This is a genomic window from Pseudomonas sp. 2995-3 (genome assembly GCF_002742565.1).
Taxonomy (GTDB): Bacteria; Pseudomonadota; Gammaproteobacteria; order Pseudomonadales; family Pseudomonadaceae; genus Aquipseudomonas; species Aquipseudomonas edaphica.
Genome location: NZ_LJSB01000218.1, coordinates 1 through 25,423 on the forward strand (window position 1 = coordinate 1; position 25,423 = coordinate 25,423).

The window sequence follows — 25,423 nt, forward strand, 5'->3', positions numbered from 1 at the left end:
ACCCCCCCCCCCCCACCGCCCATCTGCAAGGCCGTACTTTTTTGGGGGGGAGCGGGCTCCCCCGGCGCGGGGCAAGCCTGCTCGCCACAACAAGCCCGGCGCCCACAGAAGTGCCGCAAGACAGGACACCCCCACCGCAGGTCTGCTAGGCTCCCGCCCCTGCGCCACTGCCTGCCTTTATATGAGACTCCCCGCGTGCCCGACGCCATTTTGCGCCTAGCCCTGCCATCGCCCCTGCGCCGCCTGTTCGACTACCGAGCCCCGGCCGGCGTGTTGCGGGCGCAGTTGCAGCCGGGCATGCGCGTGCGCGTGCCGTTTGGCCGTCGCGAGATGATCGGCATCCTGATCGAGGTGGCCGACCACAGCGAAGTCCCCGCCGAAAAGCTCAAGCCGGCCCTGGCCATCCTCGACGCTACACCGCCGCTGCCGCCCGCGCTGTTCAAGTTATGCCTGTGGACCGCACAGTATTACCAGCACAGCCTCGGCGATACCCTGAGCTGGGCACTGCCGGTGCTGCTGCGCCAGGGCGAACTGGCTGAAGCACGCCAGGAGCGTTTCTGGTCGATGGTGCCCGGCGCGCGCCTGGATGACCCACGCATCGCCCGCGCGCCACGCCAACGCGAAGCCCTCGCGACCCTGGCCCAACACCCCCATGGCGTAGCCCACCAGTTGTTAAGCAAGCTGATGCTGAGCAAAGACAGCCTCGACTTGCTGCTGGCAAAGGGCTTGGTGCAGGTGGAAATCCGCAAGCACGCGCCGGACCCGCGCCATGACCACTGGCTGGCTCAACCGGAGTTGCCGCTGAACCCCGAGCAACGCGCCGCCTATGAAGCCATTCGCGCCGGTTTCGACAGCTTCCATGCCTTCCTGCTCGCCGGCGTCACCGGCAGCGGCAAGACCGAAGTGTATTTGCAACTGATCCGCGAAACCCTGCAAGCCGGCAAGCAGGCACTGGTGTTGATCCCGGAGATCAACCTCGGCCCGCAAACCCTGGCGCGTTTCGAGCAACGTTTTAACGCGCGCATCGCGCTGGTGCATTCGGCGGTCAACGACCGCGAGCGCCTGGAAGCCTGGCTGGCGGCGCGGGATGGCGAGGCCGACATTATTATCGGCACCCGCTCGGCACTGTTCACGCCGATGAAAAACCCCGGGCTGATCATCATCGACGAGGAGCACGACGGCTCCTATAAACAGCAGGAAGGCCTGCGCTACCACGCCCGCGACCTGGCGCTGGTACGCGCGCGCCAGGAAGACATCCCGATTGTGCTCGGCTCGGCTACACCGTCCCTGGAAAGCCTGCACAACGCCTACACCGGCCGTTATGGCCTGCTGCGCCTCAACGAGCGCGCCGGCGGCGCCAAGCAACCACGGTTTCTGCGCCTGGATGTAAAAAGCCGCCCACTGGACAGCGGCATTTCCGGGCCGATGCAGCAAGCCATCGGCCAAACCCTCGCCGCCGGCCAGCAAGTCCTGGTGTTTCTTAACCGTAGGGGCTTTGCGCCGACGCTGCTGTGCCACGACTGCGGCTGGATGTCCGAGTGCGAACGCTGCGATGCGCGCATGACCGTACACCAGCGCCACGGCGAGCTGCGCTGCCACCACTGCGGCCATGTGGAGCGCGTGCCGCGCCACTGCCCACAATGCGGCAAAGTGGATTTGCGCCCCGTGGGTGCGGGCACCGAGCGTGCCGAGGAGCGCCTGGGCATTCTGTTTCCGGATTACCCGGTGCTGCGCGTCGACCGCGACAGCACCTCGCGCAAAGACGCGATGAACCAGCTGTTCGCGACCATTCAGAAAGGCCAGCCGTGCATCCTGATCGGCACGCAGATGCTCGCCAAAGGGCACCACTTCCCACGGGTAACGCTGGTGTCGATCCTGGACGCCGACGGTGGTTTGTTCTCCGGCGACTTCCGCGCCAGCGAACGCATGGCGCAACTGATCGTGCAGGTGGCAGGCCGTGCCGGGCGCGCCGAAGAGCCGGGCAAGGTGATTATCCAGACGCATCTGGCTGACCACCCCTTGCTGATTCAACTGACAGAACAGGGCTACTTCGCTTTCGCCGAACAGGCCCTGAGCGAACGCCGCTCCGCCGGCCTGCCGCCGTTTGCACACCTGGCACTGTTGCGCGCCGAAGCGCACAAGCCAGGGCAGGCCGAAAATTTTCTCGACGAGGCATGCAGCGCCGCCGAACGTTTGCTCGGTGAGTTGAGTCTGGCCGGCATCGAATTGCTCGGCCCAGTCCCCGCGCCGATGGAGCGGCGCGCCGGGCGGTATCGCGCTCAGCTACTCTTGCAGGCAACGTCCCGTGCACCGCTGCATCGACTATTAAATAGCTGGATGCTTGCCCTGGAGCAAATGCCCAGCGGCCGCCAAGTGCGATGGTCGTTGGATGTGGATCCGGTAGACCTGTATTGATTGCGAAATCGCTATCGCAGGCAAGCCAGCTCCCACATTTTGAAATATGAACCCCCTTAAATGTGGGAGCGGGCTTGCCCGCGATGAGGTCCGCAGGTCCATCAACCTGTCTGAACGGTTGGCAAGCCCGCCCTCGCCACGGATAATGCCGAGTTTTTCCACCTGCGCATCGCGCACCGCCGCTTGCGGTCGAAAGAGAACACCATGAAAGACACCATTCGCCAGCTGATCCAACAAGCCCTCACCCAACTCGTCAACGAAGGTGTGTTGCCTGAAGGCCTGTCGCCGGCGATCCAGGTGGAAAACACTCGCGACAAGACCCATGGCGACTTTGCCAGCAACATTGCGATGATGCTGTCCAAGCCTGCCGGCATGAAACCGCGTGACCTGGCGGAGAAAATCATCGCCGCGCTGCCGACCGACGAGAGTGTGACCAAGGCCGAAATCGCCGGCCCAGGCTTTATCAACTTCTTCCAGAACACCCAGGCCCTGGCTTCGCGCCTGGACGCGGCCCTGGCCGACGCCAACATTGGCGTGCGCAAGGCCGGCCCCGTGGAGCGTGTGGTGATTGACCTGTCGGCACCCAACCTGGCCAAAGAGATGCACGTGGGCCACCTGCGCTCGACCATCATTGGTGACGGCGTGGCGCGGGTGCTGGAGTTCCTGGGTGACGACGTGATCCGTCAGAACCACGTGGGCGACTGGGGCACCCAGTTCGGCATGCTGATGGCCTACCTGCAGGAAAACCCGATCACCAGCAACGAGCTGGCCGACCTGGAAAACTTCTACCGCGCCGCCAAAAAGCGCTTCGACGATTCCGAAGAGTTCGCCGACCGCGCCCGTGGCCTGGTGGTCAAGCTGCAAGCCGGCGATGAAGATTGCCTGGCGCTGTGGGGCCGTTTCCGTGAGATTTCGCTGTCGCACTGCCAGGAAATCTACGAGCTGCTCAACGTGAAGCTGACCATGGCCGACGTGATGGGCGAAAGCGCCTACAACGACGACCTGATCAACGTGGTCAACGACCTCAAGGCTGCCAGCCTGTTGGTTGAGAGCAACGGCGCGCAGTGCGTGTTCCTCGAAGAATTCAAGACCGCCGACGGCGAGCCGCTGCCGGTGATCATCGTCAAGGCCGACGGCGGCTACCTGTACGCCACCACTGACCTGGCAGCCGTGCGCTACCGCAGCGGCGTGCTCAAGGCCGACCGCGCGCTGTATTTTGTCGACCAGCGCCAGGCCCTGCACTTCCAGCAAGTGTTCGAAGTGGCGCGCCGCGCAGGCTTCGTCACCCACCCGATGCACATGGAACACATGGGTTTTGGCACCATGAACGGCGCCGATGGCCGCCCGTTCAAGACCCGCGACGGCGGCACCGTGAAGCTGATCGACCTGCTCAACGAAGCCCAGGACCGTGCCTACAACCTGGTGAAGGAAAAGAACCCGGAGTTGGCCGAAGCCGACCTGCGCAATATCGCCCGCGTGGTAGGTATTGGTGCGGTGAAGTACGCCGACCTGTCCAAGCACCGCACCAGCGACTACAGCTTCAACTTCGAACTGATGCTCAACTTCGAAGGCAACACCGCGCCGTACCTGCTGTACGCTTACACCCGTGTGGCCGGCGTGTTCCGCAAGCTGGGCAAGGATTTCAGCGAGGTTGAAGGCCAAATCGTGCTGGATGCCCCGCATGAACAGGACCTGGCGGCCAAGCTGGCGCAGTTCGGCGAAGTGCTCAACAGCGTCGGTGAAAAAGGCACGCCGCATATCCTCTGCACGTATTTGTACGAAGTCGCCGGTCTGTTCTCCAGCTTCTATGAGAACTGCCCGATCCTTACGGCAGACGACGAAGCCCAAAAGCAAAGTCGCCTGCGCCTCGCCGCACTGGCTGGACGGACCCTCAAGCAAGGCCTGGAACTGTTAGGCCTGGAAACCCTGGAGCGTATGTAAGTTGGCTGCCAAGAAAAAACCTGCACCCAAGCGCGGCGCCAGCCGCTATCAGGCACCGGCGAAGAAGCCAATCCCGGGCTGGCTGTGGATGGCTATCGGCCTGGCGGTCGGCGCGTTTGTGGTGATCCTGATGAAGCTGGAGCCCGGCAAGGGCGATGACGTCAAACGGGTCAAGCAAGAACAGCAGAAGGCCACGAAAATCGCCGAGGCCAACAAGACCGCGCCGAGCCCGACCGCGCCGGTAAAGCCCAAGTACGACTTCTACACGCTGCTGCCGGAGTCGGAAGTGATCGTGCCGCCTGACGCCGTGCCGGAGAAAACCCTGCCGACGCCACAAGTGCCGACCACGCCGGTGACACCAGCGGAAGCCGCGAAAATCGACACCGCACGCGCTCAAGCCGCGTTGGCCGGGATCACTCCGCCGCCACCGCCACCGGTTGCGACCACCAAGGCGGCGCCGGTGACCAAGTTCTTCCTGCAAGCGGGCTCGTTCCCGAAACAGGCGGATGCGGATCGTGTGCGTGCGCAGATCATCCTGCTGGGCCAGTCGGTAACAGTGGAGTCCGGCACCGTGAAGGATGCGACCTGGTATCGCGTATTGGTCGGGCCGTTCAGCAACCGTGAACAGCTGACCGTGGCGCAGAAGCAACTGGCGGGTGCAGGCTTTAGCAATCTGTTGTTACAACAACGCCAGAGCCGTTGATTCCGGCTCAACGCTGATCAATATGTGGGAGCTGGCTTGCCTGCGATAGCGATGTAACAGTCCATATTTTCAGTGACTGACACACCGCTATCGCAGGCAAGCCAGCTCCCACAGTTGGTTTTGTGGTGTTCTCTGGAAGGTGTCAGCCCCATAAACACCACTCGTCCGCACACACGTCCTACGGTTGAAATCCCCCCCGCCACCCCCATATGAGATTCCATCAGGGCATTTTCGCCCCGCTGCGTGGAGACTCTCCCCTTGACCACCATCGTTTCAGTACGTCGCCACGGCAAAGTCGTCATGGGCGGCGACGGCCAGGTTTCACTGGGCAACACCGTGATGAAAGGCAACGCCAAGAAAGTGCGTCGCCTGTACCACGGCCAGGTTCTCGCCGGTTTCGCTGGCGCCACTGCCGACGCCTTCACCCTCTTCGAACGCTTCGAAGGCCAGCTGGAAAAACACCAGGGCCACCTGGTTCGCGCCGCTGTCGAACTCGCCAAAGAATGGCGCACCGACCGTTCCCTCAGCCGCCTGGAAGCCATGTTGGCGGTCGCCAACAAAGACGCATCCTTGATCATCACCGGTAACGGCGATGTGGTTGAACCCGAGCACGGCCTGATCGCCATGGGTTCCGGCGGCGGCTACGCCCAGGCGGCAGCCAGCGCCCTGTTGAAGAAAACCGACCTGTCGGCCCGCGAAATCGTCGAGACCGCCCTGGGTATCGCCGGCGATATCTGCGTGTTCACCAACCACAACTTCACCATTGAGGAGCAGGACCTCGCCGAGTAAGCCGTAGGCTTATTCCGCTTGAGGCCGCCAAACACTATGTCCATGACTCCCCGCGAAATCGTCCATGAACTTAATCGCCATATCATCGGCCAGGACGATGCCAAGCGCGCCGTTGCCATTGCGCTGCGTAACCGCTGGCGCCGGATGCAACTGCCCGAAGAACTGCGCGTTGAAGTAACGCCCAAGAACATCCTGATGATCGGGCCGACAGGCGTGGGTAAAACCGAAATCGCCCGACGCCTGGCCAAACTGGCCAATGCTCCGTTCATCAAGGTCGAAGCCACCAAGTTCACCGAAGTGGGCTACGTAGGCCGTGACGTCGAGTCGATCATCCGTGACCTGGCCGATGCCGCCCTGAAAATGCTCCGCGAGCAGGAAGTGACCAAGGTCAGCCATCGCGCCGAAGACGCCGCCGAAGAACGCATCCTGGATGCCCTGCTGCCACCGGCACGCATGGGTTTCAACGAAGACGCCGCGCCAAGCTCGGATTCCAACACCCGTCAGCTGTTCCGCAAGCGCCTGCGTGAAGGCCAGCTGGACGACAAGGAAATCGAGATCGAAGTGGCCGAAGTGTCCGGCGTCGACATCTCCGCACCGCCCGGCATGGAAGAAATGACCAGCCAGTTGCAGAACCTGTTCGCCAACATGGGCAAGGGCAAGAAGAAAAGCCGCAAGCTCAAGGTGAAGGACGCGCTGAAGCTGGTGCGCGACGAAGAAGCCGGGCGCCTGGTGAATGAGGAAGAGCTCAAGGCCAAAGCCCTGGAAGCGGTGGAGCAGCACGGTATCGTGTTTATCGACGAGATCGACAAGGTGGCCAAGCGCGGCAACTCCGGCGGCGTCGATGTGTCCCGCGAAGGCGTACAGCGCGACCTGTTGCCGCTGATCGAAGGCTGCACGGTGAACACCAAGCTGGGCATGGTCAAGACCGACCACATCCTGTTTATCGCCTCGGGCGCGTTCCACCTGAGCAAGCCCAGCGACCTGGTGCCGGAGCTGCAAGGCCGTCTGCCGATTCGCGTGGAACTCAAGGCGCTGACCCCCGGCGACTTCGAACGTATCCTCAGCGAGCCGCATGCTTCGCTCACCGAGCAATACCGCGAACTGCTGAAAACCGAAGGTTTGGGCATCGAATTCCAGCCGGACGGCATCAAGCGCCTGGCGGAGATTGCCTGGCAGGTCAACGAGAAGACCGAAAACATCGGTGCCCGTCGCCTGCACACCCTGCTTGAGCGTCTGCTGGAAGAAGTGTCCTTCAGTGCTGGCGACATGGCCGGTTCGCAGAATGGCGAAGCGATCAAGATTGACGCTGAGTACGTCAATAGCCACCTGGGCGAATTGGCGCAGAACGAAGATCTGTCTCGTTATATCCTGTAAGCCTCACAGAAAACGGCTTGTGTCGGAGCCGGACTTGTGTGGGAGCTGGCTTGCCTGCGATAGCATCACCTCAGTGTTTCTGAAACACCGAGGTGTCTGCATCGCGGGCAAGCCCGGCTCCCACACAAGCCAGCTCCTACAGTTTTAAGCCGGTTCTCAGGACTATCTCTGGGCGGTTCTCCAATGACCAAATTCCCCACCGCTGTAAACCTGCACAAAACCTCCAACACCCTCGGCCTTACCTATGGGCCGAGCGAGGTCTACCAGCTCCCCGCTGAGCTGCTACGCACCCACTCGCCTTCCGCCGAGGTCCAGGGCCACGGCAAACCCATCCTGCAGTTCGGCAAGCTCAACGTGCGGCTGATCAAGATAGAACCAGCCGGCCAATATGCACTGAAATTGACCTTCGACGACGGCCATGACAGCGGACTGTTCACCTGGGACTACCTCTACCAGTTGGCCGTGCGCCAGGATGCGTTGTGGGCCGATTATCTGGCTGAGCTTAAAGCCGCCGGCAAAACCCGCGACCCGAGCGAATCGGTCGTGCGGCTGATGCTCTAACTCAGGCGTCTCGCTCTTTAGAGGGCATTTTCTAATTTCATCTGCTTGAATGCCCTGTCGCGTGGTCAACGATTGGCCCGCTTGCGAAAAAAATTAAACTCGGGTAACCAATGGAACTGGCAAGTTCCCTGCATTTGACGATGCGGTATCAACGGTCACCCGAGTCGCAGTACCAGGCTGGTGTCGTGTATCGAAATTGGGTGCGCAGCAATCGCCGGTACTCGTCTTTCGGACAATGGAGCGTCGTAGATGAGTAACAAGAATAACGATGACTTGAAACGCCAGGCCTCGGAAAACACCCTGGGGCTGAACCCGATCATCGCGTTACGCAAAAAGGATTTATTGGCCTCAGCGAAGATGGTACTGACCCAAGCCATCAAGCAACCGTTGCACAGCGTCAAACACGTCGCGCATTTTGGCGTGGAATTGAAGAACGTGATGTTCGGCAAATCCGCACTGGCCCCCGAAGGCGATGACCGTCGCTTCAACGACCCGGCGTGGAGCCAGAACCCGCTCTATAAGCGTTACCTGCAAACTTACCTGGCGTGGCGCAAGGAACTGCACGACTGGATCGGCGACAGTAACCTGTCGGAACAGGACATCAGCCGCGGCCACTTCGTGATCAACCTGATGACCGAAGCCATGGCCCCCACCAACAGCGCGGCCAACCCGGCGGCGGTCAAGCGCTTCTTTGAAACCGGCGGCAAAAGCCTGCTTGATGGCCTGTCCCACTTGGCCAAAGACATGGTGCACAACGGCGGCATGCCCAGCCAGGTCAACATGGGTGCCTTTGAAGTCGGCAAGACCCTGGGCACCACTGAAGGCGCCGTGGTGTTTCGCAATGACGTGCTGGAGCTGATCCAGTACAAGCCCATCACCGAGCAGGTGCACGAACGCCCACTGCTGGTGGTGCCGCCGCAGATCAACAAATTCTATGTATTCGACCTGAGCCCGGAGAAGAGCCTGGCGCGCTTCTGCCTGCGCAATGGCCAGCAGACGTTTATCGTCAGTTGGCGCAACCCGACCAAGGCGCAGCGCGAGTGGGGCCTGTCGACCTATATCGAGGCGCTCAAGGAAGCGGTCGATGTGGTCACGGCGATTACCGGCAGCAAAGACGTGAACATGCTCGGCGCCTGCTCGGGCGGCATCACCTGCACCGCCCTGCTGGGCCACTACGCGGCGCTGGGCGAGAAGAAGGTCAACGCCCTGACCCTGCTGGTGAGTGTGCTGGACACCACCCTGGACACCCAGGTGGCGCTGTTTGTCGACGAACAGACCCTGGAAGCCGCCAAGCGCCATTCTTACCAGGCCGGTGTGCTGGAGGGCCGCGACATGGCCAAGGTCTTCGCCTGGATGCGCCCCAACGACCTGATCTGGAACTACTGGGTCAATAACTACCTGCTCGGCAACGAGCCGCCGGTGTTCGACATCCTGTTCTGGAACAACGACACCACACGTTTGCCGGCCGCCTTCCATGGCGATTTGATTGAGCTGTTCAAGAACAACCCGCTGGTACGCGCCAATGCCCTGGAAGTGTGCGGCACGCCGATCGACCTCAAGCAGGTGACCGCCGATATCTATTCCCTGGCCGGCACCAACGACCACATCACGCCGTGGCAGTCGTGCTACAAATCGGCGCAGCTGTTTGGTGGCAAAGTGGAGTTTGTGTTGTCCAGCAGCGGGCATATCCAGAGCATCCTCAACCCGCCAGGCAACCCCAAGGCGCGTTACCAGACCAGCGATGGGTTGGCGGGCAAGCCGCTGGAGTGGCAGGAGAATGCCACCAAGCATACTGACTCATGGTGGCTGCATTGGCAGGCGTGGCAGGCCGAGCGGGCGGGCAAACTGAAGAAAGCACCTACAAGCCTGGGTAACAAAGCCTATGCCGCAGCCGAGGCGGCACCGGGTACTTATGTGCACGAACGATAAGCAGATTTTGCGGTAGAAATGCGATCAATGTGGGAGCTGGCTTGCCTGCGATAGCGGTGGGCCAGCTAGCTGATGAGCTAACTGAAAGATTGCTATCGCAGGCAAGCCAGCTCCCACAGGAACCGAGTTTTTCCAGACAAATAGCGCCACTTCACAGGGCTTGAGCATGCCGCAACCGTTCATCTTCCGTACCATCGACCTGGATGGCCAGACCATCCGTACGGCGGTACGCCCGGGCAAGCCTCACTTGACGCCGCTGCTGATCTTCAACGGCATCGGCGCCAACCTTGAGCTGGTGTTTCCGTTCGTCCAGGCGCTGGACCCGGACCTGGAAGTGATCGCCTTCGATGTGCCAGGTGTGGGGGGGTCTTCCACACCCAGCGTGCCCTATCGCTTTCCCGGTCTGGCCAAGCTCACCGCACGCATGCTCGATTACCTGGACTATGGCCAGGTGAATGCGGTGGGTGTGTCCTGGGGCGGCGCGTTGGCGCAGCAGTTTGCCTATGACTACCCCGAGCGCTGCAAAAAACTGATCCTGGCGGCGACGGCAGCCGGGGCCTTTATGGTGCCGGGCAAACCCAAGGTGCTGTGGCTGATGGCAAGCCCCAGGCGCTATATCCAACCGTCCCACGTGGTGCGAATTGCACCGATGATTTATGGCGGCTCGTTCCGCCGCGACTCCAAACTGGCCGCCGAACACGCCAGCAAGGTGCGCTCGGCGGGCAAGCTCGGTTACTACTGGCAGCTGTTTGCGGGCCTTGGCTGGACCAGCATTCACTGGCTGCACAAGATCCGCCAGCCGACGCTGGTGCTGGCCGGCGACGACGACCCGCTGATCCCGCTGATCAATATGCGCATGCTCGCCTGGCGCATTCCCAACGCACAGTTGCACATCATCGATGATGGCCACTTGTTCCTGATCACCCGCGCCGAAGCCGTGGCGCCGATCATCATGAAGTTTCTTGAAGAGGAGCGCCTGCGTGCGGTGATTCACCCTCGACCAGCGGTGTAAGGACTACGCCGCCGCGCAACTTGCCAGGAACCGACTATGGTTCTGAATTGGCGTGCCTGTTGATGGCTTGACGAAGGAGTGTTGGCTCATGCGAGAAAGACCCGTGACGAACCCGGCGCCCACCCCGGCCGCGTTCATCAACGCGCAAAATGCGATCAGTGGCCTGCGGGGCCGCGATTTGCTGGCGACGCTGCGCAGTGTCGCCAACCATGGCTTGCGCAACCCGCTGTACACCGCTCGGCACGCCCTGGCCTTGGGCGGCCAACTCGGTCGCGTGCTGCTGGGTGAAACCGTACAGGCCCCCAACCCCGCTGACAGCCGCTTCTCCGACCCCACCTGGACGCTTAATCCGCTGTACCGGCGCAGCCTGCAAGCCTATTTGAGCTGGCAGAAACAAACGCGTCACTGGATCGACGACAGCTCGATGAGCGCCGATGACCGCGCCCGCGCGCACTTTGCCTTCTCGCTGATCAACGATGCCGTCTCGCCCTCCAACACCTTGCTCAACCCGCTGGCCATCAAGGAGCTGCTCAACTCCGGCGGCAACAGTGTGGTGCGCGGCGTGAGTAATTTGTTTAACGATTTGTTGCACAACAACGGCCTGCCCAGCCAGGTCAGCAAACACGCTTTTGAAGTGGGCAAAACGGTGGCAACGACCGCGGGCTCCGTGGTGTTTCGCAACGAGCTGCTGGAACTGATCCAGTACAAGCCCATGAGCGAAAAGCAGTACGCCAAGCCGTTGCTGATCGTGCCGCCGCAAATCAACAAGTACTACATCTTCGATCTCAGCCCCGCCAACAGCTTTGTGCAGTACGCCCTGAAAAACGGCCTGCAGACGTTTATGGTCAGCTGGCGCAACCCGGATGTGCGTCACCGCGAGTGGGGCCTGTCCACCTATGTGGCGGCGCTGGAGGAAGCGCTGAACGTGTGCCGGGCAATCACCGGTGCCCGTGAGGTCAACCTGATGGGCGCCTGCGCCGGTGGCTTGACCATCGCCGCGCTGCAAGGCCACCTGCAAGCCAAGCGCCAGCTGCGGCGCATCTCCAGCGCCAGTTACCTGGTGAGCCTGCTGGACAGCCAGATCGACAGCCCCGCCACCTTGTTTGCCGATGAACAGACCCTGGAGGCCGCCAAGCGCCGCTCCTACCAGCAAGGCGTGCTGGAGGGTCGCGACATGGCCAAGGTCTTCGCCTGGATGCGCCCCAACGATCTGATCTGGAACTACTGGATCAATAATTACCTGCTGGGCAAAGAACCGCCGGCGTTCGACATCCTCTACTGGAACAACGACAACACGCGCCTGCCCGCCGCGTTGCATGGCGACCTGCTGGACTTCTTCAAGCACAACCCGCTCAGCCATCCGGGTGGCCTTGAGGTGTGCGGCACGCCCATCGACCTGCAGAAGGTCACAGTGGACAGCTTCAGCGTGGCCGGGATCAACGACCACATCACGCCGTGGGACGCGGTGTATCGCTCCACGCAACTGCTGGGCGGCGAGCGGCGCTTTGTGCTGTCCAACAGCGGGCATATCCAAAGCATTCTCAACCCGCCGGGCAACCCCAAGGCCAACTACGTCGAGAACCCCAAGCTGAGCAGCGACCCGCGTGCCTGGTACTACGACGCCAGTCACGTCGAAGGCAGCTGGTGGCCGCAGTGGCTTGCGTGGATCCAGCAACGTTCGGGCGTGCAACGCGAAACACTCACCGCCCTGGGCAACCAGAATTACCCACCGATGGAAGCGGCGCCAGGCACTTACGTGCGGGTGCGTTGAGCTCAACGATCACATTAAGAAGACTGGATGAAGACCCGCGACCGTATCCTTGAATGTGCCCTGCAGTTGTTCAACCACAAGGGCGAACCGAACGTGTCGACCATGGAGGTGGCCAATGAAATGGGGATCAGCCCCGGCAACCTTTATTACCATTTCCATGGCAAGGAGCCCTTGGTGCTCGGGTTGTTCGAGCGTTTCCAGAATGAACTGGCGCCGCTGCTCGACCCGCCGGCAGATGCGCAACTCAAACCCGAAGATTACTGGCTGTTCCTGCACCTGATCATCGAGCGCATGGCCCACTACCGGTTCCTGTTCCAGGACCTGTCGAACCTGGCCGGGCGCCTGCCAAAGCTGGCCAAGGGCATTCGCAACTTGCTCACGGCGCTCAAGCGCACCCTGGCTTCACTGCTTGCGCGCCTGAAGGCAGCGGGACAGTTGGTCAGTGACACCCAGGCACTGGGGCAATTGGTGGAACAGATCACCATGACCCTGCTGTTTTCCCTGGACTACCAACGGATTCTCGACCGTGAAGGCGAGGTGCGGGTGGTGGTGTACCAGGTGATGATGCTGGTGGCGCCGCATCTGCTATTGCCGGCGCGGCAGGCAACTGAGCGGTTTGCGCTCAAATACCTGGATGATATCGATTAAAAATGTGGGAGCGGGCTTGCCCGCGATAGCAATTTATCAGCCAATACCTGGGTGGCTGACACTCCGCCATCGCGGGCAAGCCCGCTCCCACATTGGAAATGCGGTGTATATGAGACTTCCATAAAAAACGCCCGACCTTCACAGGCCGGGCGTTTTTTGTGCCCTGAAAAAATCAGGACTGACTGGATGGCGTCGGGGTTACCGGCGTTGCAGTCGGGGCGGCAGGAGCATGTGTCGGTGCGGACACCGAATTGGCTGTAGAAGCGGTTGGCGCTGGAGTTGCAGGCTTGGCCGCAACAGCAGGTTTGGACGCTGCTGGCTTCTTGGCTACTGCTGGCTTCTTCGCGGCGGCAGGTTTTGCCGCAGGCTTGGCAGCCACAGGTTTTGCTGCAGCAGGTTTGGCAGCGGCTTTAGCGGCGGCTGGTTTGGCTGCAGGTTTCGCAGCGGCCGGCTTGGCAGCAGGTTTGGCAGCGGCGGTTTTAGCCGCAGGCTTGGCCGCTGGTTTTGCTGCTGGTTTTGCTGCTGCTTTGGCAGCCGGCTTAGCCGCAGGCTTGGCAGCGGCTTTAGCGGCCACGGGTTTTGCTGCAGGCTTGGCAGCCGGTTTGGCAGCTGCGGTTTTTGCAGCGGGTTTTGCCGCAGCTTTAGCCGGGGCCTTGGCCGCAGGTTTGGCAGCTGGCTTGGCGGCCGCTTTAACCAGAGGCTTGGCGGCGGTTTTGGCAGCCGGTTTAGCAGCCGCAGTTTTAGCCGCAGGCTTGGCAGCCGGTTTAGCGGCGGCGGTTTTGGCTGGAGCCACTTTAGCGCCAGTGAGTTTTTCGATTTGCTTGGTCAGGGTATCGACCTTGCTGTGCAGCGTCTTCAGTTCCGCTTTGCTGGGCACGCCCAGTCGCGAAATGGCACTGTTGAGACGCTTGTCGAAGGTTTCTTCCAACTTGCCCCAAGTGTCAGAAATGCTCGACTTGGCAGAGCCGGCAGTGGCCTTGGCCGCTTCAACTTTTTTACCAACCGTGGTCTTGGTCAACTTCTCGGCCTTTTCGCCGTCCTTGACCAATGTCTCGAAGTATTTGCCGCCGTCACTGCTAACCTTCGAGTACACGCCTAAACCAGCAAGCCAGATCTTACGGGAATATTTTTCAACCTCCCCGATCCACGAGCTGCCTTCTTTCTGAGTAGTCTTTTTAACAGCCATCCCGATGTCTCCTTAGTGTTTACGCGCGACACGTTCTAGCAATGTCGTCAGCTCTTCGAGCTTAGCAGAGAGTGTCTCCACGTCATGTTTAGACGCAATGCCGATTCGATTCAAGGCACTTGCAACACGCGTGTCAAAAGCTTTTTCAACTTTATCCAGTTGAACTTCAACCAAACCTTTGACGCTGGAGACATTACTCTTTACTTGGTCAATCTGACTGTTGGCAGCATCAAGTTGTTCAACCACAACTTTTTTGCCTTTACTTTCAACATGTTGACCGGTCTTGACCAGCTCTTTGAAGTACTCGCCGCCTTCGCTGCCGACCTTGGCATAGGCGCCAAGTCCTGCCAGCCAGATCTTGCGGGCGTAGCTTTTAACGTCACTCAGGGCAGTGGACTGAAGGTCGATTTTTTTCTTCAAAATAACTTTGGCCATGGTGCACCTCACGCAGATTAGGGTCGAGGAACGGCCCGCAGGAGTTGAGGGCTTGGGCACAAAGTAGGCTGGAAAATTAGAATCGGCACCCTAAGAACACATTGATCAGGCCAGCGCCTTATCCAGGGCTTTCTCGATTTCAGACTTGATGGTGCCGCTCATGGCCGACATCAACAGGCCCAATTCAACATCAATGCGCAGCGATTCATCGGCGACTAACACCGTGCCTTTAACCCCCGAACGCTTGAGGTTCAGGCTATCGCCCGACCACGATGACTCCAGGCCATATTGCTCCTTGAGTTTGTGCGCCAACTTCTCGGCCTTCGCGCGCGCGCCTTCTTTACCCAGGGAATGTGCACGCTCAACGGTAATACGGGCCATTGCAATGACTCCTCTTTATATCGACTCAGAACACCTGCCATGCGGCAAAAGGTCTCGATGAACACCTATCTTACCTTCAGCCTTGCCAAGACAAAGCAGGCGGTGGGGATTATCATGTCCCGCATTCTCTTTTGGTGACAGCGATATGACTGATCAGCGCAAAGGCAGCGATGCCGAACCCACCACTCACTTCGGCTTCAAGAACGTTCCGGAAAGCCAGAAAGCGGAAAAAGTCGCTGAGGTGTTCCACTCCGTTGCGGCCAAGTACGACCTGATGAACGACGTGCTCTCGGGCGGCATGCACCGCCTGTGGAAGCGCTTCACCATCGAGTTGTCGGGTGTACGCACCGGCAACCGCGTGCTCGACATCGCCGGCGGCACGGGCGATCTGGCGGCCAAGTTCTCCAAGCTGGTTGGCCCGACCGGCCAGGTCGTGCTGGCGGACATCAACGGTTCGATGCTCAAGGTCGGCCGTGATCGCCTGCTGGATAAAGGTGTGGCCGGCAATATCGAATTCGTCCAGGCCGATGCGGAAAAGCTGCCGTTCCCGGACAACCATTTCGACTGCGTGACCATCGCGTTCGGCCTGCGCAACGTGACCCATAAAGAGGACGCCATCCGCTCGATGCTGCGCGTACTCAAGCCGGGCGGCCGCCTGTTGGTGCTGGAGTTCTCCAAGCCGACCAACGCGCTGATGTCCAAGGTCTACGACACCTACTCGTTCGCCTTCATGCCGCTGATGGGCAAGCTGATCACCAATGACGCCGAGAGCTACCGCTACCTGGCCGAATCGATCCGCATGCACCCCGACCAGGAAACCCTGAAGTCGATGATGGTAGAGGCCGGTTTCGACCGCGTGACCTACCACAACATGACCTCAGGCATCGTCGCCCTGCACCGCGGCATCAAGCCCTGATGCTGTTCGCAGGCCTCCTCGCCAGCGTCGAACACGGCATCAACCGTGTCCTGCGCCTGGACAGCACCGCCCTGGCGCGGCTTGCGCACTTGAACGGCAAAGTCATTGCCGTCGATTGCACCAGCCCCGCCCTGCAGCTGTTTATCCTGCCCAGCGATGAAGGCCTGCTGCTCGCCGGCGATTGGGCCGCCGAGGCCGACTGCACCCTGCGCGCACCCGCCTCGAGCCTGTTGCACCTGGCGCTGAGCCGCAACAAGACCGCGATCCTGCACAGCCCCGACGTGGAGCTGGAAGGCGACAGCGCCGTGCTGATGGACCTGGCCGCCGTTCTGCAAGATCTGGAACTGGATTGGGAATACGAGCTGTCACGCTGGATTGGTCCGGTGGCCACCCAACTGATCAGCGGGCACCTGCGCAGCCGCTCGCGCTGGTACCAGCAAGGGTTCGCCAGCCTCAACCAGAACCTCGCCGAATACCTGAGCGAAGAATCGCGCACCCTGGTCGGAGAACGGGAAGCGCAAGCGCGCTTTCGCGAACTCGACAAGGCCAAAATCGACCTGGAACGCCTTGAGGCACGCTTCGAGCGCCTGAGCCGTTCCCTTGATCCAAGCGATAACGCATGAAGCTGCTCGCCGTCCGCCGTTTGTTTCGTATCCAGCGCGTCGTAATCCGCTACCGCCTCGATGACCTGCTGTTCGCCCTGCCGTTGCCGTGGTTTTTGCTGGCCGTGCGCTATGTGTTGCCGTGGCGCTGGTTCCCGCGCAAACCGCTGGAACTGAGCCGTGGCGCGCGCCTGCGCCTGGCGTTACAGGACCTGGGGCCGATCTTTATCAAGTTCGGGCAGATCCTCTCGACACGCCGCGATTTGCTGCCCGAAGACATTGCCGACGAGCTGATGCTGTTGCAGGATCGCGTGCCGCCGTTTGATTCCCAGCAGTCGATGAAGCTGATCGAAGAACAGCTGGGCAAGAAGATCAGCGAGGTGTTCAGCCGTTTCGACGTCGAGCCACTGGCCTCGGCCTCGGTGGCGCAGGTGCATGCCGCACAATTGAAGACCGGCGAAGAAGTGGTGGTAAAGGTCATCCGCCCCGGCCTCAAGCCGATCATCGGCCAGGACCTGGCGTGGCTGTTTATCCTCGCCCGCGCCGCCGAACGTTTCTCCGCCGATGCGCGCCTGCTGCACCCGGTGGACGTGGTTGCCGACTACGAAAAAACCATCTACGACGAACTCGACCTACTGCGCGAAGCGGCCAACGCCAGCCAGCTCAAACGCAACTTCGAAGGTTCAGCGCTGCTGTACGTGCCGCAGGTGTATTGGGACTGGTGCCGTCCCAAAGTGCTGGTGATGGAGCGCATCTACGGCGTGCAGGTCACCGACCTCGCCACTCTTGCCGACCAGCGCACCGACATGAAGATGCTTGCCGAGCGCGGCGTGGAAATCTTCTTCACCCAGGTGTTTCGCGACAGCTTCTTCCACGCCGACATGCACCCGGGCAACATTTTCGTCAGCACCGTCAACCCGTGGAGCCCGCAATACATTGCGATCGACTGCGGCATCGTCGGCAGCCTGACCCCGGAAGACCAGGATTACCTGGCACGCAACCTGTTCGCCTTTTTCAAGCGCGATTACCGCCGCGTGGCGCAGTTGCACATCGATTCGGGCTGGGTGCCAGCCGAAACCAAGCTCAACGAATTCGAAGCCGCGATCCGCACGGTGTGCGAGCCGATCTTTGAAAAACCGTTAAAAGATATTTCCTTCGGCCAGGTGCTGATGCGTCTGTTCCAGACCGCGCGGCGCTTCAATATGGAAGTGCAGCCGCAGCTGGTACTGCTGCAAAAAACCTTGCTCAACATCGAAGGCCTGGGCCGCCAGCTGTACCCGGACCTGGACTTGTGGAACACCGCGCAGCCGTTCCTGGAACGCTGGATGCGCGAGCGCGTCAGCCCGAAAACCCTGCTGGGCAACCTGCACAGCCAGTTCGAACAACTGCCGCACCTGGCCAACATGACCCGCGACCTGCTGGAGCGCATGTCCCAGCCCCACGCCAAAGACCCTGCACCGCCGTGGCACAGGCGCAAGGACGACTGGTTCCTGCGCCTGCTGGGCGCCGCCCATTTGGTCGGCGGCGTGATGCTGGCGATTGGCGGGCCGCTGAACCAATTGGGCCATTGGCCGGCTGGCATCATGGTCGCCGTGGGTGTTTATCTGATCGTGCGCCGATAGCCGATCCGGTTATACACTGTCGCAAATTGCCGGAGCCGAACATGAAAGACTGGCTGGACGAGATCAAGTGGGACAGTGACGGCCTGGTGCCGGCCATTGCCCAGGACTACAAGACCGGGCGCGTATTAATGATGGCCTGGATGAACCGCGAGGCCTTGAGCCTCACCGCCACTGAGCAGCGCGCCATTTACTGGTCACGTTCGCGTGGCAAACTGTGGCGCAAGGGCGAAGAGTCCGGGCACGTGCAGACCCTGCATGAGATGCGCATCGACTGTGACGCCGACGTGGTGATCCTGAAGGTCGAGCAGATCGGCGATATCGCCTGCCATACCGGCCGTCACAGCTGCTTCTATCGCGTGTTCGAAAACGGCGAGTGGAAGGTTGTGGAACCGGTGCTCAAAGACCCGCACGCCATTTATTCCGCAGGACACTGAACATGAGCGATACCCTGAACCGTGTGGCCCAGGTGCTGGAAGACCGCAAAGGCGCGGACGCCGACAGCTCCTATGTCGCAAGCCTTTACCACAAGGGCTTGAACAAGATTCTGGAAAAACTTGGCGAAGAGTCGATCGAGACGATTATTGCCGCCAAAGATGCGCAAATCAGCGGTGATTACAGCGATGTAATCTACGAGACCGCAGACTTGTGGTTCCATAGCCTGGTCATGCTCGCCCAACTGGGGCAGCACCCACAGGCCGTGTTGGATGAACTGGACCGTCGCTTCGGCTTGTCCGGGCATGCAGAAAAGGCCTCGCGCCCGTCCGCCTGAATAACTTTTACAGAGGAATTGCAGCATGGGCATTTTTGACTGGAAACACTGGATCGTCATTCTGGTGGTCGTGGTACTGGTGTTCGGCACCAAGAAACTCAAGAACCTGGGCACTGACGTGGGCGAGTCGATCAAGGGCTTTCGTAAAGCCATGAACGACGATGAAAAACCGGCCGACCCGATGGCCAATCCGGTACCACCGGTGCAGCCTGTACACCCACAGGCCACCCAGCCGATCACCGAGCGTCGTACCTTCGACGTGCAGGCTGAAAAAGTCCAAGAGCCGACCCGCAAAGACTCGTGAGCACTGACTAATGTTTGGTATCAGCTTCTCTGAACTGCTGCTCGTCGGCCTCGTGGCCTTGCTGGTACTGGGGCCGGAACGCCTGCCCGGTGCCGCACGCACGGCCGGCCTGTGGATCGGGCGCCTGAAACGCAGTTTCAACGCCATCAAACAGGAAGTTGAACGGGAAATCGGCGCCGACGAGATCCGCCGCCAGCTGCACAACGAACATATCCTGTCGTTGGAGCAGGAGGCGCGCAAGATTCTGTCGCCGGTTCAGGAACCCGCCAAACCGGTGGAACCTGTGCCCGAAAACAGCATTGCTCCGGCCGCCGAAGCATCGCCAACCGCGCCCGCCCCGACTGAGCCAGCGCCGACGCCCGTAGCGTCGCCCGCTCCCCATGACCCTACATTGCCGCCGCGAGCCCCATGAGCGCTGATAAACCGGAAAACGACCAGCATATGCCGCTGGTCTCGCACCTCACCGAGCTGCGGACCCGCCTGCTGCGTTGCGTAGCGGCCATTTTCATCATCTTTGCCGGGCTGTTCGCCTTTACCCAGCAGATCTACACCTTCGTCTCCACGCCCTTGCGCCAGTACCTGCCGGCCGGCGCGACGATGATCGCCACCGACGTGTCGTCACCGTTCCTGACGCCGTTGAAGCTGACCATGATGGTCTCGCTGTTCCTGGCGATCCCGGTGATCCTGCACCAGATCTGGGGCTTTATTGCGCCGGGCCTGTACAAGCATGAAAAGCGCATTGCGGTGCCGTTGCTGGTGTCGAGCATCCTGCTGTTCTACACCGGCATGGCCTTCGCGTATTTCCTGGTGTTTCCGCTGATCTTCAAATTCTTCGCCGCCGCCACTCCGGCTGGCGTCGAAATGATGACCGACATCACCAGCTACCTCGATTTCGTGATGACGCTGTTCTTCGCCTTTGGCGTGGCCTTCGAAATCCCGGTGGCCGTGGTGCTGCTGGTGTGGATCGGCGTGGTCGACGTCAAATACCTGAAGAAAGTGCGCCCCTACGTGATCATCGGCTGCTTCGTGGTCGGCATGATCCTCACGCCGCCGGACATTTTCTCGCAGACCCTGCTGGCCGTGCCGATGTGGATGCTGTTCGAGATCGGCATCCTGTTTGGCAGCCTGATCAGCAAGCGTGGCGACCACCCAGATGACCAACCCGTCGACGACGACCAGCCGCCAGCGACGCACCCGTGAACCTGCTGTTGCTTGAGGGGGCCGACTTTATCGCGGCCGACCGGGTGATCCTGCGTGATCGGCGCCTGGTGCATATGCAGGAAGTCCACCGCGCGGTGGTGGGCGACAACCTACGGGTCGGCCGTATTGGCGGGCTGATGGGCAATGCGCAATTGCTGCGCCTGGAAGCCGGTGAAGCCGAGCTGCACGTGAGCTTCGACCAGCCGCCACCGACCAAACTGCCGCTGACCCTGCTGCTGGCCCTGCCGCGTCCAAAGATGCTGCGCCGGGTGCTGCAAACCGTGGCGGCGATGGGCGTGCCGAAGGTGGTGCTGGTCAACAGTTACCGGGTCGAAAAGAGCTTCTGGCAAACCCCGTTCCTGGAACCGGAGGCCGTTCGCGAGCAACTGATCCTCGGCCTGGAGCAGGCACGGGACACGGTGCTGCCCGAGATCAGCATCGAAAAGCGCTTCAAGCCGTTCGTCGAAGACCGCCTGCCGGCCATGACCGCAGGGACTCTGGGCCTGATCGGCCATCCCGGCGATTACCCGGCCTGCCCACGTGGGCTGGACGAACCGGTGACCCTGGCCATCGGCCCGGAAGGCGGCTGGATCCCCTACGAAGTGGAGCTGTTGGCCAAGGCCGGCTTGCAACCGGTGCAACTGGGTGCGCGCATCCTGCGCGTAGAAACCGCCGTGACCGCCCTGCTCGCCCGGTTGTTCTGAACACCGACCCGCCCCGAAAAAAGTGGGAGCTGGCTTGCCTGCGATTGCATCACCTGGGTATGCCTGATGTACCGAGGTGCCTGCATCGCAGGCAAGCCAGCTCCCACATTGGTTCTGAGAACCTACAGAAACCTCCTACGCTGCCGATAGCCTCTGAATAAGTCCAAGCCTTGTTCCAAAGGAGATCGCAGCATGTATCGTTGGTTAGCCGAAAAACTGGGGAATGTGAGCGTCAATCGCAAGCTGAGCATAGGCTTTGGCTTGGTGTTGATCCTGACGCTGTTGATCACCTTCACCGGCTGGACCGGCTTGGGCGACGTGATCAGTCGCGGCGACAAACTGGGCTTTATCTCCAGCCTCAACGGCCTGACCAAAGACCTGCGCCTGGCGCGCCTGGACTTTGAAATGCGCCGGGGCGAACAAGGCACCGATGCCGTCAACGGTCTGCTGAAGCAACTGGACGATGGCCTCAAAACCGCCCAAACGCTGATCGAGCAACCCGGCGACAAAGCCCTGGTAGAGCAACAGCTGGAAGCCTTGGGCCAATACAAAAAAGCCTTTGGCGCAATGGTCCTGGCCGGCCTCAAGCGTGAGGGTGCACGCAGCAAACTCGGCGACACCGCCGACAACGCCGTGGCCAAGATCAATGAAATCGAAGCGGCCCTGCTGCAAGGCGACAGCGTCACGCAGTTCAACAGCGTGGTCGAGCTGAGCAAGTTGATCCAACAGTCGCGCTTCCAGGTGCGCGGTTATACCTACAGCGGCAAGACCGAGGCCGAGCAACCAGCCCTGGATGCCATCGACAATGCCCTGAAGAAAATCACTGACCTGCAAGGCAAGCTGCCTGAGCAATACCAGGCCAACCTGCAAGAGGCCGGCGTGTCACTGCAAGCCTACCGCGCCGCGGTCAGCCAGTACCGTGACTCCCAAGTGGCCAGCGCCGCCGCGCTGAAAATCATGACCGCCCAAGGCGATATCCTGCTGGGGCACAGCGAAAAACTCACCACCTCCCAGACCGCCGTGCGCGATGCCGATGCCGCGCAGGCTAAACAGCTGTTGCTGCTGGCCACCGTGCTGGCGCTGATCTTCGGCATTCTCGCCGCCTGGGCTATCACCCGCCAGATCGTGATCCCGCTTAACCAGACCCTCACAGTCGCCGAGCGTGTGGCCTCGGGCGATCTGAGCCATAACCTCAACTCCGCCCGCCAGGACGAGCTGGGCCAACTGCAACGCGCCATGCAGAGCATGACCCTGGGCCTGCGCGAGTTGATCGGCGGTATCAGCGACGGTGTTACCCAGATTGCCAGCGCTGCCGAACAACTGTCGGCCGTGACCGAACAGACCAGCGCCGGGGTTAACAGCCAAAAGGTTGAGACCGACCAAGTGGCCACCGCCATGAACGAAATGGCCGCCACCGTGCAGGAAGTGGCGCGCAACGCCGAAGAAGCCTCCGAAGCTGCCGTTGCAGCGGACCAACAGGCCCGTGAAGGCGACAAGGTAGTCGGTGAGGCCATCGCGCAGATTGAGCGCCTGGCTACCGAGGTCGGTAATTCCACGGTGGCCATGGGCGATCTCAAGCGCGAAAGCGACAAGATCGGCAGCGTGCTCGATGTGATCAAGTCTGTCGCCCAGCAAACCAACCTGCTGGCGCTGAACGCGGCGATTGAAGCGGCGCGTGCCGGTGAAGCCGGTCGCGGCTTCGCGGTGGTGGCCGACGAGGTGCGCAGCCTGGCCCAGCGCACACAGAAGTCCACCGAGGAGATCGAAGAGCTGATCGTCGGCCTGCAAAACGGCACTCAGCAGGTGGCGACCATCATGGACAACAGCCGGGGGCTCACCGACAGCAGCGTCGAGCTGACCCGACGTGCCGGCAACGCGCTGAGCAATATCACGCGCACGGTCTCAACCATTCAGGCGATGAACTCGCAGATCGCCACTGCCGCCGAGCAACAAAGCGCTGTGGCCGAAGAGATCAACCGCAGCGTGTTGAATGTGCGCGACGTGTCTGAGCAGACCTCCTCGGCCAGTGAGGAAACTGCCGCATCGAGTGCCGAACTGGCACGCTTGGGGATCTATTTGCAGTCTCTGGTCGGGCGCTTCCGCATCTGACCCGCCCCCACACGGCGGCCAGAGCAAGGCCGCCGTAACTTGTGAAATTTCCTACGCGGTTATCAGCCCGCCACAACCTCGAATCGATTTAGCGTTTCAGCTGTTGCGAAATGCTTCCTCAGATTTGGAGGTTCACCATGTTTCCTCGGCTGACCCGCTTGCTGGTCAACGCCAGCGTCCGTCTCAAACTCGCACTGGGTTTCGGCCAAGTGTTGATGTTAAGCATCCTGATTGCCGCGACCGGCTGGCAGGCCTTGAACGACGTGCTTTATCGCTCACACAGCCTGGCGATCCTGGGGCAATTGGCCCTGGACGCCGAGTCCATGCGCGCCGACAGGATCGTGTACCGGACCCTGACGGACGCCAGCAGCCTGGCCAAAATGAACACGCAGACCGAAAAGATCGACCAGCATCTGGCCGACCTTTCAAGCCGCCTCAAACACCCGGCCGACTTGCAGCGACTGCAGGAAGCAACACGCTTGGTGGCGAGCTTCAAGACAGCGCTGGCGGCCTTGCCCGCTTTGATTGAGCAACGCGAAAGCATCCGCCCGACCCTCAAGAAAACCGCGTTGCAAGCCAGCGATACTCTCGCCCAGTTCGCCAGCGACTTACCGAACCAGGAAGACGAAAAGGCTCTGGATGCTATCGAAAACCTGCGCCAGGCCATGGAGCAGGCCGAAGATCGCGCCCAAAGCCCCGCCTGGGCGGCCGAGTCGCTGCAAGCCTACACCGACGCACTCACCCAGGCGCTCGAAGCCCTGAATGTGGCACAAGCAGCGGTGACCGCGCTGCCCGTGGACGCGGCCCTGCTCAAAGCCGACCTGGCCAACTATCGCGAACAATTGACCAAGCTCAAGGACGCACAGCTCAACACCGAAACCCTGCAAAACCGCTTTGAACAGCAACTCAATGATTTACGCGAGCAAAGCCATCAACTGAGTGACGGCCAGAACAGCAAGCGTGACAGCGAAGCCGAGCAGACCCACACACGACTGCTGAGCGTCACCGTGGCGGCCTTGCTACTCGGTGTACTGGCCGCCTGGTGGATCGCGCGGCAAATAGTCGTGCCTTTACGCGCGATCCTCACCGCCGCCCACCGCATTGCTGACGGCGACCTGAGTCGAGACATTCAAGAGGACCGCCGCGATGAACTGGGCCAGTTGCAGCAGAGCATCGGGCAAATGACCCGCAACCTGCGCAACCTGATCAGCGGTATCGGCGACAGCGCCCGGCAGATCGCCAGTGCCGCAACGCAGCTATCAGCCGTCACCGAGCAGACCCGCGCCGGGGTCAATGACCAGAAGGAGGAAACCGATCAAGTGGCCACGGCGATGAATGAAATGCTCGCCACCGCCCAGGAGGTCGCCCGGCATGCCGAGCAGGCTTCCGTCGCGGCCAATGAAGCCGACCAGGAGGCCAGCGCCGGCGAAAAAGTGGTGACCCAGGCCGTCGAGCAAATCGGGCACCTGGCCCATGAGATGGCGCGTTCGAGCCAGGCGATGATTGCGCTGCAACATGAAAGCCAGAAAATCGGCAGCGTGCTCGACGTGATCAAATCAGTGTCCCAGCAAACCAACCTGCTGGCCCTGAACGCTGCCATCGAAGCGGCGCGTGCGGGCAGTGCCGGCCAGGGTTTTGCGGTAGTGGCCGACGAAGTGCGCAGCCTGGCCCAGCGCACCCAGGAATCCGCCGAAGAAATTGAAGGTTTGATTCTCGGCCTGAATACCGGCACCCAGCAGGTCGCGGACATCATGGACAACAGCCGCAGCCTGACCGACAACAGCGTCGGCCTGACCCGCGATGCCGGCGATGCCTTGGCAGCGATCACGCGTACCGTGTCGATCATCCAGGAAATGAACCCGCAGATTGCCGCCGCCGCCGAGCAGCAAAGCGCGGTGGCGGAAGAGATCAATCGCAGTGTGCTGAAGGTGCGCGATGTCACCGAACAAACCGCTGCGGCCAGTGAGGAAACGGCCGCTGCGAGTGTTCAGTTGACCCGATTGAGCCTGGATTTGCAGACGCTGGTGGGCAAATTCAGGCTTTGATACTCAC

The 25,423-nt window shown here is 61.0% G+C and carries 24 protein-coding genes; 21 read left to right on the forward strand and 3 right to left on the reverse strand.

Going from position 1 to position 25,423, the window contains the following annotated elements; translation table 11 throughout:
- The first annotated feature begins 195 nt into the window (after positions 1-195).
- The 10 genes from AOA62_RS19520 (at position 196) to AOA62_RS19570 (ending at position 13,143) form a co-directional block, all read left to right on the forward strand.
- Positions 196-2,415 carry a primosomal protein N' gene (locus AOA62_RS19520; RefSeq protein WP_099549475.1) on the forward strand — a complete coding sequence of 740 codons (2,220 nt, stop codon included), beginning with the start codon at positions 196-198 and terminating at the stop codon, positions 2,413-2,415.
- A 204-nt stretch (positions 2,416-2,619) separates the two neighbouring features.
- Positions 2,620-4,356 carry an arginine--tRNA ligase gene (gene argS, locus AOA62_RS19525; protein WP_099549476.1) on the forward strand — a complete coding sequence of 579 codons (1,737 nt, stop codon included), beginning with the start codon at positions 2,620-2,622 and terminating at the stop codon, positions 4,354-4,356.
- A gap of 1 nt (position 4,357) precedes the next feature.
- Entirely contained in the window at positions 4,358-5,059 is a 702-nt protein-coding gene (locus AOA62_RS19530) for an SPOR domain-containing protein (protein ID WP_017138577.1), read from the forward strand.
- 258 nt (positions 5,060-5,317) lie between these two features.
- Positions 5,318-5,848 (forward strand): ATP-dependent protease subunit HslV, encoded by a 531-nt coding sequence (gene hslV / locus AOA62_RS19540; protein WP_010563201.1) that lies wholly within the window; start codon positions 5,318-5,320, stop codon positions 5,846-5,848.
- A 36-nt stretch (positions 5,849-5,884) separates the two neighbouring features.
- A complete protein-coding gene (gene hslU, locus AOA62_RS19545) occupies positions 5,885-7,222 on the forward strand; it encodes an ATP-dependent protease ATPase subunit HslU (protein ID WP_017138578.1) in 1,338 nt (445 codons plus the stop codon).
- Between the two features lie 183 nt (positions 7,223-7,405).
- On the forward strand, positions 7,406-7,783 hold the full coding sequence (locus tag AOA62_RS19550) for a gamma-butyrobetaine hydroxylase-like domain-containing protein (protein WP_017138579.1): 378 nt from the start codon (positions 7,406-7,408) through the stop codon (positions 7,781-7,783).
- A 249-nt stretch (positions 7,784-8,032) separates the two neighbouring features.
- Positions 8,033-9,712 (forward strand): class II poly(R)-hydroxyalkanoic acid synthase, encoded by a 1,680-nt coding sequence (phaC, locus tag AOA62_RS19555; RefSeq protein WP_099549478.1) that lies wholly within the window; start codon positions 8,033-8,035, stop codon positions 9,710-9,712.
- A 166-nt stretch (positions 9,713-9,878) separates the two neighbouring features.
- Positions 9,879-10,724 (forward strand): poly(3-hydroxyalkanoate) depolymerase, encoded by an 846-nt coding sequence (gene phaZ / locus AOA62_RS19560; protein WP_017138580.1) that lies wholly within the window; start codon positions 9,879-9,881, stop codon positions 10,722-10,724.
- An 88-nt stretch (positions 10,725-10,812) separates the two neighbouring features.
- Entirely contained in the window at positions 10,813-12,495 is a 1,683-nt protein-coding gene (gene phaC / locus AOA62_RS19565; protein ID WP_099549479.1) for a class II poly(R)-hydroxyalkanoic acid synthase, read from the forward strand.
- Positions 12,496-12,522: 27 nt separating this feature from the next.
- Entirely contained in the window at positions 12,523-13,143 is a 621-nt protein-coding gene (locus tag AOA62_RS19570) for a TetR/AcrR family transcriptional regulator (protein WP_017138582.1), read from the forward strand.
- Between the two features lie 172 nt (positions 13,144-13,315).
- Here the strand turns inward: AOA62_RS19570 and AOA62_RS19575 are convergent, their stop codons facing one another.
- The 3 genes from AOA62_RS19575 to AOA62_RS19585 form a co-directional block, all read right to left on the reverse strand.
- Complete coding sequence (locus AOA62_RS19575) at positions 13,316-14,329, reverse strand: phasin family protein (protein WP_099549480.1); 1,014 nt, start codon at positions 14,327-14,329, stop codon at positions 13,316-13,318.
- A 12-nt stretch (positions 14,330-14,341) separates the two neighbouring features.
- Entirely contained in the window at positions 14,342-14,764 is a 423-nt protein-coding gene (locus tag AOA62_RS19580) for a phasin family protein (RefSeq protein WP_017138584.1), read from the reverse strand.
- Between the two features lie 105 nt (positions 14,765-14,869).
- The gene (locus AOA62_RS19585; RefSeq protein WP_017138585.1) at positions 14,870-15,145 is read right to left on the reverse strand and encodes a polyhydroxyalkanoic acid system family protein; all 276 of its coding nucleotides are present in this window, start codon (positions 15,143-15,145) and stop codon (positions 14,870-14,872) included.
- A gap of 145 nt (positions 15,146-15,290) precedes the next feature.
- On the opposite strand from AOA62_RS19585, the gene ubiE reads away from it, so the two are divergent.
- From ubiE to AOA62_RS19645, 11 genes are all read left to right on the forward strand, one after another.
- The gene (gene ubiE, locus AOA62_RS19590; RefSeq protein ID WP_003171186.1) at positions 15,291-16,061 is read left to right on the forward strand and encodes a bifunctional demethylmenaquinone methyltransferase/2-methoxy-6-polyprenyl-1,4-benzoquinol methylase UbiE; all 771 of its coding nucleotides are present in this window, start codon (positions 15,291-15,293) and stop codon (positions 16,059-16,061) included.
- Complete coding sequence (locus tag AOA62_RS19595; RefSeq protein ID WP_017138587.1) at positions 16,061-16,684, forward strand: SCP2 domain-containing protein; 624 nt, start codon at positions 16,061-16,063, stop codon at positions 16,682-16,684. The genes ubiE and AOA62_RS19595 overlap by 1 nt, the downstream gene beginning before the upstream one ends.
- Positions 16,681-18,285 carry a ubiquinone biosynthesis regulatory protein kinase UbiB gene (gene ubiB, locus AOA62_RS19600; RefSeq protein WP_017138588.1) on the forward strand — a complete coding sequence of 535 codons (1,605 nt, stop codon included), beginning with the start codon at positions 16,681-16,683 and terminating at the stop codon, positions 18,283-18,285. The genes AOA62_RS19595 and ubiB overlap by 4 nt, the downstream gene beginning before the upstream one ends.
- Before the next feature lie 41 nt (positions 18,286-18,326).
- The gene (hisI, locus tag AOA62_RS19605) at positions 18,327-18,719 is read left to right on the forward strand and encodes a phosphoribosyl-AMP cyclohydrolase (RefSeq protein WP_012721796.1); all 393 of its coding nucleotides are present in this window, start codon (positions 18,327-18,329) and stop codon (positions 18,717-18,719) included.
- A gap of 2 nt (positions 18,720-18,721) precedes the next feature.
- Positions 18,722-19,054 carry a phosphoribosyl-ATP diphosphatase gene (locus tag AOA62_RS19610; RefSeq protein WP_017138590.1) on the forward strand — a complete coding sequence of 111 codons (333 nt, stop codon included), beginning with the start codon at positions 18,722-18,724 and terminating at the stop codon, positions 19,052-19,054.
- A 25-nt stretch (positions 19,055-19,079) separates the two neighbouring features.
- Entirely contained in the window at positions 19,080-19,358 is a 279-nt protein-coding gene (locus AOA62_RS19615; RefSeq protein WP_017138591.1) for a twin-arginine translocase TatA/TatE family subunit, read from the forward strand.
- A 10-nt stretch (positions 19,359-19,368) separates the two neighbouring features.
- Positions 19,369-19,770 carry a Sec-independent protein translocase protein TatB gene (gene tatB, locus AOA62_RS19620; RefSeq protein WP_017138592.1) on the forward strand — a complete coding sequence of 134 codons (402 nt, stop codon included), beginning with the start codon at positions 19,369-19,371 and terminating at the stop codon, positions 19,768-19,770.
- Positions 19,767-20,558: a twin-arginine translocase subunit TatC gene (gene tatC / locus AOA62_RS19625; protein WP_017138593.1), complete on the forward strand. Its 792-nt coding sequence runs from the start codon at positions 19,767-19,769 to the stop codon at positions 20,556-20,558. Before tatB ends, tatC begins: the two co-directional genes overlap by 4 nt.
- Positions 20,555-21,262: a 16S rRNA (uracil(1498)-N(3))-methyltransferase gene (locus AOA62_RS19630; RefSeq protein ID WP_058422360.1), complete on the forward strand. Its 708-nt coding sequence runs from the start codon at positions 20,555-20,557 to the stop codon at positions 21,260-21,262. Before tatC ends, AOA62_RS19630 begins: the two co-directional genes overlap by 4 nt.
- Positions 21,263-21,454: 192 nt before the next feature.
- Complete coding sequence (locus AOA62_RS19640) at positions 21,455-23,371, forward strand: methyl-accepting chemotaxis protein (RefSeq protein ID WP_099549481.1); 1,917 nt, start codon at positions 21,455-21,457, stop codon at positions 23,369-23,371.
- Between the two features lie 137 nt (positions 23,372-23,508).
- Positions 23,509-25,416, forward strand: a complete 1,908-nt coding sequence (locus AOA62_RS19645; protein ID WP_099549482.1) for a methyl-accepting chemotaxis protein — start codon at positions 23,509-23,511, stop codon at positions 25,414-25,416.
- Positions 25,417-25,423 lie beyond the last annotated feature (7 nt).